This is a genomic window from Epilithonimonas sp. JDS (genome assembly GCF_021261315.1).
Lineage (GTDB): Bacteria > Bacteroidota > Bacteroidia > Flavobacteriales > Weeksellaceae > Epilithonimonas.
Window position 1 is genome coordinate 504,577 of the sequence record NZ_JAJSAX010000001.1, and the last position, 14,207, is coordinate 518,783.

Annotated in this window: 10 protein-coding genes; 4 read left to right on the forward strand and 6 right to left on the reverse strand. The window is 36.9% G+C overall.

What is annotated here, in order from left to right; translation table 11 throughout:
* Window positions 1–73 precede the first annotated feature (73 nt).
* Window positions 74–316: a hypothetical protein gene (locus LUD75_RS02365; RefSeq protein ID WP_063970596.1), complete on the forward strand. Its 243-nt coding sequence runs from the start codon at window positions 74–76 to the stop codon at window positions 314–316.
* A 125-nt stretch (window positions 317–441) separates the two neighbouring features.
* Here the strand turns inward: LUD75_RS02365 and LUD75_RS02370 are convergent, their stop codons facing one another.
* Entirely contained in the window at window positions 442–846 is a 405-nt protein-coding gene (locus LUD75_RS02370; RefSeq protein WP_232704115.1) for an META domain-containing protein, read from the reverse strand.
* Window positions 847–1,083: 237 nt separating this feature from the next.
* On the opposite strand from LUD75_RS02370, the gene LUD75_RS02375 reads away from it, so the two are divergent.
* Entirely contained in the window at window positions 1,084–1,530 is a 447-nt protein-coding gene (locus LUD75_RS02375) for a KTSC domain-containing protein (RefSeq protein WP_034966543.1), read from the forward strand.
* A gap of 136 nt (window positions 1,531–1,666) precedes the next feature.
* On the opposite strand, the gene LUD75_RS02380 is transcribed toward LUD75_RS02375, so the two are convergent.
* The 4 genes from LUD75_RS02380 to LUD75_RS02395 form a co-directional block, all read right to left on the reverse strand.
* On the reverse strand, window positions 1,667–4,855 hold the full coding sequence (locus tag LUD75_RS02380) for an efflux RND transporter permease subunit (RefSeq protein WP_232704116.1): 3,189 nt from the start codon (window positions 4,853–4,855) through the stop codon (window positions 1,667–1,669).
* Between the two features lie 7 nt (window positions 4,856–4,862).
* The gene (locus LUD75_RS02385; protein WP_232704117.1) at window positions 4,863–5,924 is read right to left on the reverse strand and encodes an efflux RND transporter periplasmic adaptor subunit; all 1,062 of its coding nucleotides are present in this window, start codon (window positions 5,922–5,924) and stop codon (window positions 4,863–4,865) included.
* Between the two features lie 7 nt (window positions 5,925–5,931).
* Window positions 5,932–7,284 (reverse strand): TolC family protein, encoded by a 1,353-nt coding sequence (locus LUD75_RS02390; RefSeq protein ID WP_232704118.1) that lies wholly within the window; start codon window positions 7,282–7,284, stop codon window positions 5,932–5,934.
* 104 nt (window positions 7,285–7,388) lie between these two features.
* Window positions 7,389–7,982: a TetR/AcrR family transcriptional regulator gene (locus tag LUD75_RS02395; RefSeq protein WP_232704119.1), complete on the reverse strand. Its 594-nt coding sequence runs from the start codon at window positions 7,980–7,982 to the stop codon at window positions 7,389–7,391.
* A gap of 277 nt (window positions 7,983–8,259) precedes the next feature.
* Here LUD75_RS02395 and LUD75_RS02400 point away from each other — a divergent pair, with 277 nt between their 5' ends.
* Window positions 8,260–9,465 carry a methyltransferase domain-containing protein gene (locus tag LUD75_RS02400; protein ID WP_232704120.1) on the forward strand — a complete coding sequence of 402 codons (1,206 nt, stop codon included), beginning with the start codon at window positions 8,260–8,262 and terminating at the stop codon, window positions 9,463–9,465.
* A 185-nt stretch (window positions 9,466–9,650) separates the two neighbouring features.
* Here the strand turns inward: LUD75_RS02400 and LUD75_RS02405 are convergent, their stop codons facing one another.
* A complete protein-coding gene (locus LUD75_RS02405) occupies window positions 9,651–13,004 on the reverse strand; it encodes a T9SS type A sorting domain-containing protein (RefSeq protein ID WP_232704121.1) in 3,354 nt (1,117 codons plus the stop codon).
* Between the two features lie 117 nt (window positions 13,005–13,121).
* Here LUD75_RS02405 and LUD75_RS02410 point away from each other — a divergent pair, with 117 nt between their 5' ends.
* Window positions 13,122–14,174 carry an NAD(P)/FAD-dependent oxidoreductase gene (locus tag LUD75_RS02410; RefSeq protein WP_232704122.1) on the forward strand — a complete coding sequence of 351 codons (1,053 nt, stop codon included), beginning with the start codon at window positions 13,122–13,124 and terminating at the stop codon, window positions 14,172–14,174.
* Window positions 14,175–14,207: the final 33 nt, after the last annotated feature.

A 14,207-nucleotide genomic window follows, 5' to 3' on the forward strand; every position in this document is an offset into this window, starting at 1 on the left:
TTCGGGAATTTTTCTATCTTTGAACCATAGAGTGACAGTCACGAATGCTCTGATTTATTTAAAATTTTATATTATGAAATTACCTAAGTTTTTATTAGCCGACAATTCTGAATTTCCAGAAGATCTTTTTGTAGTTCACACAGAGTATCCACGTTTTATCCTTAACGTAGAGGAAGAGGATGTAGAATGGTTGGATGATTTGGAAGGAGACGACGAAGAAACTGTAGCAAATGAGGCTACGAAAGTTGTGGAAGAAGCCTTCAAATGGTGTGATGAAGAACTTGCAAAATACGACGACGAGGAAGACGAAGAATAATAAAAAAGGAACTCAGATTTGAGTTCCTTTTTTTATGCCTTGTTGCAACCACAAAAGTCACAAAGTTTTATTTAATTATCTGCTTAAACAAATTATGGACGAGATAGAGTTCACAAAAGTTTGGATTATTGCTGCTTGTTGAATTTCAAAAGTAACAAGTTGTCTTTGTAAAGTTCCAATGTGTTTTCTGTCACCACATATTTGTTCACTTCCTGCAAAACACTGATATAACTTGTTTCTGTTGTCATATTGTTGCACATTTTTCTTGTAGAACCAATGTTTTTTGCGGAGAAATTACCTGCGGAAGTATCAATTACCGCATCAGAAAAATAGTTGTTGCAGCCTGCGTTTCCAGAGATTCTGTTTTGTTCTATCATCAAAGTTGGCTTGTTGGCAATATCGTCTGCCAAAACCCATTGCGTGCCGGTAACAGCAGCCTGAGATTTCCCAACTTTGGAAGCGTTTCCTACTCTGCTGGTACAGGAAACCATTGCCAAAGTTATTATGATGGTATAAAAAATATTTTTCATTTGATATAAGTTATGATTCAAAGATAAGATTTTCTTTTTAACATAATCCATTGTAAAAACAAAAATCATAATTCCAAAATGTTCTGAGTTGTATCGATGGGAATTAGCTGCAACCTGTTTTCATCTAAATTATGGGCAAAGAAAATTCTTTTGAAGTTTCAAATAAATTAATAATGAATAAGTTATGATTTTTAAATTTTAAAAGCTTAATTTTGCACCCCGAAATATTACCCTATTATGAAAAGAATTGGCGAACACAGAAAACTTCTTGGCGTTGACAAAACTGCAACTCTTAAAGATCTTAAAACCATTTACAGAAACACTATGAAGGACACGCATCCTGACAAATTTGTAAATGACGAAGCCGGAAAACTGGAAGCAGAAGACAAAAGTAAATCTGTGATCGAAGCTTATCATTTTCTAGTAAGCATTCACGAAGAAACGCAGGAAAAATATAAAGAAGAATATACTGACACAATCACAACATCTATTATCACTGACTTTTATCTTGAAAAATCAATTTTGAAAGTTCAGCATTTGAATGGGAAAATGTTTGAATACATCGGTGTTCCAAGAAACATTTATATCAAAATGGTGAATTCCGATTCTCCAAGTCGTTTTGCGAGAAGACACATCTACGGGAATTTCATCTACAGAAAATCTGGCGAAGTAATGGCAGATTAATTTCTAGCTTTAAAAATATATTGTCGGCTCTCAGATTTTTCTGGGAGTTTTTTTTGTTTTAATTCAATAACTATTAACCAAAAAAAACCGCATCAATAAAAATTGATACGGTTTCAAGGATTAAATAATTGATATTTTAATCTACGTGTTTCGGCGTGTAACCGTCTTCACTCAGTTCTTTTTCTTCATAGTCTGCCTTCATTTCAGCGTCATAATCTACTGGTTCGCCTTTGCCCATTCTTCTAAGAAGTGAATCAAATAATGAATAAACCACTGGTACGATGATCAAAGTCAGGAATAATGATGATGTCAAACCACCGATAATTACCCAAGCTAATCCGTTGTTCATTTCTGCTCCTGCTCCTTTTGCAATCGCAATCGGGATCATACCGAAGATCATCGCAATCGTCGTCATCAAAATCGGACGAAGACGCGCGTGGTTGGCCTGGATCAAAGCGTCGTGCGTGCTGGCTCCGGCTGCTTTTCTCATATTGGCAAAATCGACGATCATAATCGCATTCTTCGCTACCAAACCAATCAACATAATCATCCCGAGCATCGTAAAGATGTTCAATGAATTTCCTGTGATGGCGAGGATTACCATTACTCCGATCAATGCCAAAGGAATTGAGAACAATACCACAAATGGATAGACGAACGAGTCATACAGTGAAACCATTACCAAATAAACCAATACAATAGCCGCCAATAATGCGATTCCTAATGTACCGAAACCTTCGGTCTGATTTTCCATATCTCCACTCCAGATGTAGCTTACGCCGGCTGGTTTGGTTTTTTCGTTTTCCATAAACTGCGCAGCCCATTCATTCGCAACGTCTCCTACTGGACGACCTACTACTTTGGATTTTACCTTTACGGAAGGCGCTTTGTCTCTACGTTCAAGCAAACTTGGTCCAGAACCCATTTTCACATCTGCGAATTGGCTCAGTCTTACTTGCTGTCCGGAAGGATTGGTGAACATTAAGTTTCTAACGTCATCAATCGATTGTCTGTTGGCGTCACCAAAACGGATATTAATGTCATATTCATATTCTCCGGCTCTGAATTTTCCGTCTGTATTTCCACTAAATGCAGTCTGCATCGTTTGTCCTACACTGGAAAGATTCAAGCCTAAAGAAGACATTTTATCTCTGTCGATATTCACCTGAACTTCCGGACTTCCGGAGTCGGTTGACAATTCTGCATCTACAGAACCAGGTACTTTTTTCAATAGTTCAAGGATTCTGTTCGCTTCTTTGTTGGCTGTTGCGTTGTCCTGAGCCGTCACAACCATTTCGATCGGTGCGTTGTCTGCTCCCATCAATCCAATTGGTGCTGTTTTGAACTCAACGCCAGTGAATTTTTCTTCTAATGCTCTTTTGATCTTAGCTGATTTGATGTCTGTACTTTCGTTACGTTCAGATTTATCAACCAAAATTACCTGGATTTCGGATTGATACAAAGTTGCCTGCGCACCACCAAAACCTGATGACTGCTGACCAACAGTTGTGATCATATCGACTACATCTTTATCATCTCTCAGATATTTTTCAACTGCCAAAGTCACCTGATTGGTTTTTTCTACAGAAGCATCTTTTGATAATTCCATCTGAACAAGGAACTGTCCTCTGTCCATTTTCGGGAAGAATTCACCTCCAATAAATCCGAATGCGACCAACATAAATGAAGCAATCAAAACAATGAAAGTCACTACAACCACCATTATTCTTCTTAATCCAGATTTAAGCGCCCATTCCAGAATTCCTGAAATCCAGTGTGTGAATTTTTCCAATTGTTTTTCGAACCAAAGGATGAATTTCTCAAAAGGATTTTTCCCAGTCAAATGAACCAATTTACCATATCTTGAAGATAACCAAGGAATGATGGTAAATGAAGCCAATAATGAGAACATTGTCGCAATTACCACCGTGACACAGAACTGCGCCAAGATATCAGAAACCAGACCAGAACTCATCGCAATCGGTAAGAATACCACGACAATTACCATCGTGATCGCTGTTACTGTAAAGCCAATTTCAGAAGCACCATCATAAGCTGCACGGATTCTGCTTTTCCCCATCTCCATGTGACGGTAAACATTCTCAAGAACCACAATCGCGTCATCCACAAGGATACCTACAACGAGTGAAAGTCCCAACAAACTCATCAAGTTCAAAGTATATCCCATCAAATACATTCCGATCACCGTCGCAATCAACGACACCGGAATCGAAACCATTACGATAAATGCATTTCTGATATTGTGAAGGAATAATAACATTACGACAGCCACCAAAATAATCGCAAGGAATAAATCGAAGATTACGTGGTCAGCCGCTTCAAGCGTAAAGTCTGTTGTATCATCTACAATATTGACTTTGATATCCTGAACTTTATAATTACCTTCAACCTGAGCAATCGTTTTCTGCACCAATTCTGAAACCGATACTGCATTGGCATCAGACTGTTTTTTGATCTGCATCAAAATGGTAGAATTCTGATTGTATCTCGCTACTTTCTCAATATCTTTCTGAGTATCGAAAACGGTTGCGATATCGGACAAACGGACCTGCGCGCCGTCTTTGTTGGAAACCACAAGGTTGTTCATTTCCTGTACATCTCTGTATTTTCCTGAAAGTCTGATCGTAGATCTTGAAGTTCTCGTTTTCAAAGCTCCAGTCGGGAAATCTAAGTTTGACGAAAGAATCGCCTGCTGTACATCTGCGATCGCAAGACCGTAACCCTGCATTTTTTTCTCATCCAAACTCACTTGGATCTCTCTTTCCTGTCCACCAACAAGGTCAACCTGAGCCACACCGTTTACACGGGAAAAGATCGGTTCAATTTTTTTATCTAAAAGGTCATAAAGATCTTTGTTGTTCAACTTATTACTTGATATACTCAAAGTCATGATCGGAAGATCATCTAGTGAGAATTTCTGTAATGACGGCGGATCTGCATCTTCCGGAAGGTCTGCCAAAATCGCATTTACCTTTCTCTGAGCATCATTCAAAGCGTAGTTTACGTCGGCACCTGTGTTCAACTGAACCATAATTACCGATAAACTCTCGTAGGAAGATGATTCTACTTTTTTTACGTTTTCCAAAGAACCAACGGCATCCTCGATCTTTCGTGTCACCGAAGTTTCCACCTCTGCAGGCGAAGCTCCAGGATAAACGGTAGAAATCGTTACCATATTGGTTTCAAATTTCGGGATCAACTCGTACCCCATCATGGAGTAACTTAATAAACCTCCCAGCGTCAGGATCGTAAAAAGTACGATAACGAGGGACGGTCTTTTAATGGATATTTCTGCTAACTTCATTCTTCTGTTACTTTACGATATTGATTTTTGAACCGTTATCTAGGTTGATTTGTCCACTGGTGATCACTTGCTCGCCACCATTAAGACCGCTGATGATCTGAACTTTGTCGCCGTAAACTTTTCCTGTTTGTACCGTGATCAATTTTGCAGTTCCATTTTGAACGATGAACAATTGACCTGAACTCACACCATTTACGAAAGCTTCTGCAGGAACGGTCAGCATATTCTGAGTTTCAGCACCGTGATTGGTTTTGAAAACGGCTGTTGCGTACATACCAGCTTTTAAGTTTCCTTTGTTTTGAACTTCGATCTCTACTGGAAAGTTAAGAGACGCATCACTTTTCGGAGCAATGAAGGTAATTCTACCACTGAAAGATTCGTCCGGCAAAACATTGACATTGATGTTAACAGTCTGTCCAATTTGGATTCTTCCAACCTGGCTTTCATCCACCAAAACAGAAAGTTTTAGAGAATTGATATTGACGATTTCGAACAATGAAGTTCCAGTTGCGACAACAGCTCCCGGCTCCACCATTTTTTTGTTGATAGTTCCGCTGATTCCTGCACGAACACTTGTATCATTTACTCTTACACCTTGCGCTCTCAAGGCAGATTGTGCATTTTTAAGCTGCAATCTCGAGTTATCCAATTGTTGTTTTGTAACACCTCCAGTTTTAAAAGCATTTTCATAACGCTGATTATCTGCAATTGCATTTTGTAAATTGTTCTGAGCTTGGGTCACATCAACTTCGATTGCATCTCTTTTGATGGTTGCCAAAACCTGTCCGGCAGAAACTCTGGAACCTTCTTTTACAAAAACACTTACAACTCTACCGGCAATATCAGCAGATTGATTAGTCTCTTGTTTAGGAATAAAAGTTCCGTTAGCCGAATAATCTGTATCAATATTTGTTCTGGAAGCAGTCACAACATTCACGTTGATCTTATCAACTTGTTTTGCCACTTCTTTTACTTCAGTCTCCTGCTTCTTCTTATTATCTGCAATTTTCCAAGCCGCTAAACCTACAAGTACAGCTGCTACGATGATATATATAAAAGTCTTTTTCATAGTTTTATTATGGATTTTGTAATGTATTAAGTTCTCCTTTCGCTTTGATCAATTTGATCTCGGCTTGTTTATAGTCTAATAATGAAGTCGTGTAGTTCTGTTTTGCATCTGTAAGTGCATTTTCAGAATCAAGAACCTCTGTCAAAGTTGCCAAACCGTATTGATAGTTGGATTGCGTATCTTTCTGTACTTTTTCTGCCAACTCCACATTCCCTTTCATATTTTCGATAGTGATGATGGAATTTTCCATATTGGTAATGGCATTTTTGTACTCCAGACTTAAACTCAATTGGGTTTCTTGGATATCTACATCCAAAGATTGAATATCGATTTCCGCCTGCTGAATCTTAGATTTGGTAGCACCACCTGTAAAGATTGGAATATTAACATTTAAACCGATCGCTGAATAGTCGCTCCAAAGAACATCATTTTTTAGTCCATTAGTCAAAGGAAATCTCGAACCTTGTCCTCCCCAGCCGTAGTTCGCCTGCAATCCCACGGTTGGATACAAATAGGCCTCGGTTGCTTTTAAATTATACTGAAGAAGTTCTCTGTTTTTATTCAAAACCTTAATATCTGTTCTCTCGTCCAGATTTACATTTCCGGCAATCAATTCTGGTCTTGGTTCGATGGATTTTTCTTCTAGCTCAATTTGCTTATCAATCGGAACACCCATATAAAACTTCAAAGAGTTTTTGGAAAGCTCCACTGCATTTACCAATTGTTGTCTGTTTGCGCTAATGTTTGTTAATTGTACATTGGTTCTATCTAGATCAATTCCTTTCGCTAATCCATTGTCCACCAAACTTTTGATTACGTTTCTTACTTTCTCAGTATTGGCGTAACTTACATTTAAAGTTTTAAGATTTTCTTCTTGTACAAAAACCTGATAATAGGCTGTTGCAACATTTTCGATAATCTGTTCATTTGAAAGCTGAGCATTCAGAACATAAAACTCTCTGGTAGATTTTGCCGCTTTTAGACCTATAAAAACTCTTTGGTCAAAAATAGCCTGATTCACATTGACGGTTGCACTGGAAACCCAAGGTTGTCCCAATTGTGCTCTTGTACTTTGTCCACCAAATTTAAGCAACGATTCTTGAATGATTGGGTTATAAGTTAAACCTGCAGTGGCACTGATCTGTGGTAATGCTCCAGCTTTGGCTTCAGTTATTTTCAGTTCTGCTCTTTTGACTTCAAGCGCCGCTTTTTTAGCCTCTGCTTTATTTTGCAAAGCCTGTTTGATAGCTTCCTGCAAAGATACCTGCTGTTGTGCAAAAACAGATGAAGAGCCGAAAATCATAAATGCCGCAGCTATACTGATTTTCAGCTTTTTTGCAGTTATAAGTTTTCTATTCATAATTTAGTTAATTCTTTTATTTTTTTAATTTTTTTCTTTCTTATCTCTAATCATTGATGACGATCCGATTTTGTAAATACTTTAACAATTTTTAATTATTTTAACTAATTCTTAAAAAGCAGATTTAAAATAATTTCTTTCCGGTCGGCAATCAATCTGTCAAATTCCTTATCACTGATCATCATATTTTCCATAAACAGAGGTCTTATCGCACTCGGGAAAACCAACAGAGAGATCATATTAAAGATAAACTGCACAGGTTCCATTTTTTCGATCGTTCCCAATTCCATTTCTTTTTTGATATCTCTGTAAAACATCTCAAGATCTTCTTTTTCCACATCCCTTTTGTGACAACTTCCTTTGTTGATTTGCGAAACAATATAAGTTTCGAGGTAAGGATATTGCAGACTTGTGGACAGACTTCCATCAATAAACTGACTGATTTTCTCCTTAAAGGAAAGATCGGATCGCATAATAATCTCAGACTTCTCTTTTTCTACTTTATGCGCTTCATCAAAAACGACCTGAACCAGATTGTCTCTGGATCTGAAGTAATAATTGATAAGCGTTCTGTTGACGCCCGCTTCATCCGCAATTTCCTGCGTTGTGGCATCAAACTTCCCTTTGACGAAGAATAAATTCTTGGTCGTTTCTTTGATCAATTCCTGTGTTTGATCTTTTTTTTCTTGTTTTGACATTTTTGTTAAACAATTTTGTGCAAATTTATACCAATCATTTGTTTTGACAAAATTGTTAAACAAAATAATTAAACATATTTGAAAAACTTAATACAAAATTAACATAGCTCAAATCACTTCTACTTTTCATAAGACAAGAACAGCGAGAAAAAAAATTAAATTAAAATCATTAACTTTGCCGATTGAAAATCAGTAATTTTTCTTTTTAATTAATGATCAGAATTATTCTGTAAAACTCACATTCTCAAATAGAAATCATAACATTTTATCATAATAAATGGAACTTATACACCGCAACCTTTTGATCGGGATTCACGATTGTCTTCAGGAAACCTTCTTCGAGGACAGAAAATACGCAGATAAAGTCATCGAAAGACTTTTAAAAGCCCACAGAAAATGGGGCAGCGAAGACCGACGCGTAGTTTCCGAGATTTTCTACAACATCATCCGTTGGAAAAAACGTCTGGAATATTATATGGGCGAAAGTGTAAAGCCTACCAATGTGTATAAAATGATTATCGCATACCTACTTTGGAGCAAAACACATTACAAAAAATTTGAGGAATTCGACGGCATCAAAGTCGCTGATATTCTTACAAAACTGAAAAAAGGAACTGTTCCTACGAAGGCTATCGAACATTCGATTCCGGATTGGCTGGCTGAGACTTTGGAAAAAGAGTTAGGAAAAAACTGGGAAAAAGAAATGGTTGCTCTCAATGAGCAGGCGCCAACAGTTTTGCGTGCCAACACTTTGAAAACGACGCCAAGAGAACTGATTGCAGATTTGAATGACGAAAATGTAGAAGCTTTTACAATTAAAAATTATCCTGACGCCATCCAATTGGCAGAAAAGAAAAATGTCTTCTTGACCTCAGCTTTCAAAGACGGATACTTTGAAGTTCAGGATGCAAGTTCACAGAAAATCGGAGAATTATTGGACGTCCAGGAAGGAATGCGTGTTGTGGATGCCTGCGCAGGTGCCGGTGGAAAAACGCTGCACTTGGCAGCTTTGATGAAAAATAAAGGCCAGATCATTGCACTGGACATCTACGAATGGAAATTAGCTGAACTTAAAAGACGAGCAAAAAGAGCCGGCGCTCACAACATTGAAGCCAGAATGATTTCCGACAATAAGGTCATCAAAAGACTTCACAATACTGCTGACAGACTTTTGATAGATTCGCCTTGTTCAGGACTTGGTGTTTTGAAAAGAAACCCGGATTCCAAATGGAAAATCGATCAGGCTTTCATCGACAGAATTAAAGGTGAGCAGCAGCAAATCTTACAAGATTATTCTAAAATCCTTAAAAAGGGCGGACAAATGATCTATGCAACTTGTTCTATTTTACCTTCAGAAAATGATGGCCAGGTGAAAACATTTTTGGAAAACAATACAGATTTTACGCTTATCAAAGATCAAAAAATAATGCCAAGCGAAGGTTATGATGGATTTTATATGGCACTCATCAAACGCAATGCATAAAAAAATCCCTGTAATACTAAATATTATCAGGGATTAAAAACACAAATGATGAAAGGCCAAAACTAAGGCAAACCATAAAATAAAATCTTATCATTTGGTAAGATTTTATCCAAAATAATTTACTGAAAACAAAAAATCGATCTCAAATTGAGATCGATTTTTTATTGATAATATGTATGTATTTTCTAATTTTTAATAAATTTAGAATTGATAATATGATTGTCTGAATATATTTTTATCAGATAAATTCCTTTGACTAATTCAGAAACCTGAATGCTCTTTTCACTACCTGAATTTAATTTCAGAAGTTTTCCGCTTGTATCAAAAATTTCAATTTTAGAAATTTTCTGATCTGTCTGGATATTAATGATATCAGAAGTCGGGTTTGGATAGATTACGGTTACAAATGTTTTAGCTTCCTGATTTGCCAGAATTCCGGTTTGCGTTACAACAATGGTTTTCGAAGCCACACCTCCGTCACCGGAAATAAATATATTGGAAGATCTGGTGCTACCAGAATTATTAGTTTCGGCTGTCAATGTCAGTTTTGCATCTCCGTTTCCAGAAATAACGTTCGCTATATTTTTGTTCTGAGAAGCTGTCAAGTTCAACCAGTTTTGATCACTAGTTGCTGTCCAATTAACATTATTAACCAAATCAAACACAAAAGAATTGGCATTTCCAGGATTGTTGGAAATCGCTGCATTTGTCAAAATCAAATAGTTGTTCATCGGTGTAAGATATTTTTGATCTAAAGCTCCGAAAGTCGCGACGTACAGATTTGTTGCATTCTGATTGTTAATCTTATAATTAAGGAAATTATTTTCTGATGTAAAGCCCGACGCATTAATCTTATCATTTTCGATGACGTCTACTAGGGAATAAGCCAGCATTCCTTTATCGGTAGTTTTGTAATAAACAAGATTCCCGTTGGTATCAAGTTTCAGGAGAATTTTATTTCCATCTGTTGAATTAAAAGAATATTCTGTTCCACCTATTCTTACTTTATCTTTCACCGAATAATACATATAGATGTTTTTATTCTCATCAAGTCCAAAATTGGTGTAGTTCCCTGCATTACTATTATTGGATTCAAGAGCTTTTTGCCAGATGACATTTCCGCTTGTATTTACTTTTGCAAAAAAGGGAACGTAGGAATTAACACTTGAATATACTTTTGGAACATTTACTAAGTCCAATCCCAAATATCTTGCAGCATTGGAATCGCCGTAATAGTTACCTGAGACTATAAAATCCGTACCGTCAAAAGCGGCATTATTTGGCCACGCATAAGAGAACGTAGCACTAGGTGCATTAGCATAGAAATTCTTTCCGAAAATTACATTTCCTGTATTATCAAATTTCAACATCAGATGATCTACACCGTTTATATTGGCAGGAACTGTAACGGAACCAAAAACGTAATCCTGGTAATCACCGGTTCCTGCGGATATACTGGCTGGTTCGGTAAAAACATATAGATTATCTTGACTATCAAATACTGGATTAAAAGCATAAAATCCGAAACCTACATTTTTATAATATTTGGAATAGATTAAATTTCCTGCACTAGACAATTTGACAACAAACAAAGACAAACCACCTTCTGACGGAATGCTGAAATTATCTAATGTTAAACTTCCTTCCGTCTGACCCATCAGATAAACATTGCCTGCAGAGTCACTTGCAACTGCCACTTTTGATAATCCGGACTGATTGATCTGCTTGCTCCACAAAAACTTTCCGTTTTGATCTAATTTTAGAAGAACTTTAGAATTTCCGGATGCTGTGCTGAAATTTGATGAATTACCCGCCGCATCAGAAAACACGGATGAGTTACCTTTAATTCCTGCAACAAAATAAAAATTATCATCTTTATCTGTACACGCAAAATCCTGAGAAACATTCAGTTCATCTACATTGGCTGCATTGCTGAAGTTCGCCGTCCATTTGGCAGTTCCATCTGCTCCAAGTCTTGTAACATATCTGGAAAATACGTTTTGACCATTATTAAATTCATTACTGAAAAATTTACCTTTCCCTTCTGCTAATGCTGTAAAGAAAATATCTGATTTTGCAGACTTTAAATGCTTTTGGAATTGCTTGGAAAAACTGCCACCAATAGAATTTACTTTCTGCTTAGTCCACGCTAATGCAGCATTTTCAGCATTATACTGCGACGTAGTAAATACTCTGATGTTGTTGTTTTCGGTTGTGGTGTAAGAATTTCCCGAGGCACTCATTTTGAAACCATATTTTACCAGCTGGCTTCCGGATGTGAAACCTCCCAAATTATTATAAGACAGTAAGGTTGAATAATTGGTGGTAGATGAGGAAGGAGATAAATCAGTGGATGTTCCGTTTGGATTAATGTAGTTCACTATATTTTTATACCTATCTGTAATATAATTGATCTGTCTGAAATCTCCGAAGTTACCGTACGGAATCAATTTTGACGAATTTAAGTCTGTCCTTATATTGTATATTACTTCTTGACTAATTGGTGATGATGAACGAAAGAAAGAAACAGCACCCAGATTATAATCTACATTTGCGACAAAATTATAAAGTCTGGCAGTAATGTTATAATTTGCATTCGGATTGTAAGTGAAAGAAAAATTTCCACTTTCACTATTCAAAGTGATAAGACTCCCAGTGTAGAATCCTGTCAGTAATAAAGAGCCATTACTCGAGAACGCAATATCGCTTATATCTGAAGTGTTTAAAAAACTTTGAGTAGGAACAGTCTTGAGTGAAGCTGTAAAATTTGCATCTTTATCACCTTTCAAAACAAAACCAACATTACTATCATTGATAAATTCCGAACCAAAATTAACACCTGAAATTATAGTAGCACCTGCCAAATACAAATCCTGATCTTTCACTGCTACGCTTTTTAACTCAACACCATTATAGATTTTATTAAAAATCTCTGTACCATCAGCATCAGTCAGTTTTAGTAAATGATTACCGCCATAAACAAAATAAGTGTTGGCACCTTCAGTAACACATTTCGTTTTGTAAAGTGAATTGTATCCATTTTCAAGATAATCAACCCACACTGCATTGCCGTTGCTATCAATTTTCATCAGAAAAGTATCGGTAGGATTAGCAGAAGTAATGGTTTTGCTTCCTACTTTTACACTGCCCTGAAACTGTGCAAAAACATATACATTTTCATTGGCATCTGCAAAGACATTTCTGGGGATTATTTTCCCGTCAGTTCCGGCATTAAAGGTTTTGAACCACGTATTGCTTCCTGTAGAAGCTGCAGATTTTAAAACGAAAAGATCATCCAATCCCACATTGGCAGCAGTAAGATTATCAAAGCCAACCTCAGAAGAATTAATCGTGCCTATATGATAAACAAAATTATCCGTACTTTCTACAATGTAAAGCCGACTACCTTTTACGGTATTAAGTTGAAAAAATCTGGTATTTTCAGGAGCGGTTTGAGAATAAAAATTCTGAGAAAAAATTGAAATAAATAATAGCAAAGCAAATTTGGAAATTTGCCTAGAATAGATTTTCGTGGTCATAAATTATTTTTTTGCAAAGATATTTTAAATAAATAGTTCTGAGCAAATTAATATCATAGTTAACAATCTTTTAAAATCAGATATAATCATTAAATTTGCACTTCAAAATTTTTCTAAATGTTTGAAACAGATATTATTATAATCGGTGCTGGTCCAACCGGACTTTTCACCGTTTTCGAAGCAGGACTGCTGAAACTGAGATGTCATCTAATCGACGCATTACCTCAGCCAGGCGGACAATTGACAGAGCTTTATCCTAAAAAACCAATCTTTGATATTCCTGGATTTCCAAGCGTTGATGCTGGTGTTTTGGTGGATAATTTGATGGAACAGATCAAGCAGTTCGAACCTCAGTTTTCATTGGCTCAAAAAGCTTTGAGTTATGAAAAGACAGAAGACGGACAGTTCATCGTTACAACCAGCCGAGGTGTTCAGGTTAAAGGTAAAGCCATTGCAATTGCTGGTGGTTTGGGAAGTTTTGACCCTAGAAAACCGGAGTTGGAAAACATCGCAAAATTCGAGGAAAAAGGCGTTGAATACTTTGTAAGAGATCCAGAAATGTTCCGTGACAAAAAAATCGTGATCGCCGGAGGTGGAGATTCCGCCCTTGACTGGTCCGTTTTCTTAGCGGATGTAGCTTCTGATGTGACATTGATTCACAGAAGAAACGAATTCCGTGGCGCTTTGGATTCTGTGGAAAAAGTATCAGAATTAAAACATCAGGGAAAAATAAACTTGATCACGCCTGCAGAAGTAACTGGTTTGATTGGCGAAGATAAAATCACAGCTATCGAAATTGAAAAAGATGGCGAAAAATCAATCATCGAAACAGATTACTTGATTCCACTTTTTGGATTAACGCCTAAATTAGGTCCATTGTCAGATTGGGGATTGGAAATCGAGAAAAATGCGATCAAAGTAAACAACGCGCTGGATTATCAAACCAACATCGAAGGCATCTATGCAATCGGCGACATTAATACTTATCCTGGAAAACTGAAGTTGATTCTTTGTGGTTTCCACGAAGCAACATTGATGGTTCAAAGTGTTTACAACAGGATGAATCCGGGCAAGAAATTTGTCTTGAAATATACAACTGTAAGTGGCGTTGACGGTTTCGACGGAACTAGAAAAGAAGCTGAAAAAGCGGTTGTGAAATCTATTGATTAGATAACAAGATAATAGACGGATAGATAATAGAAA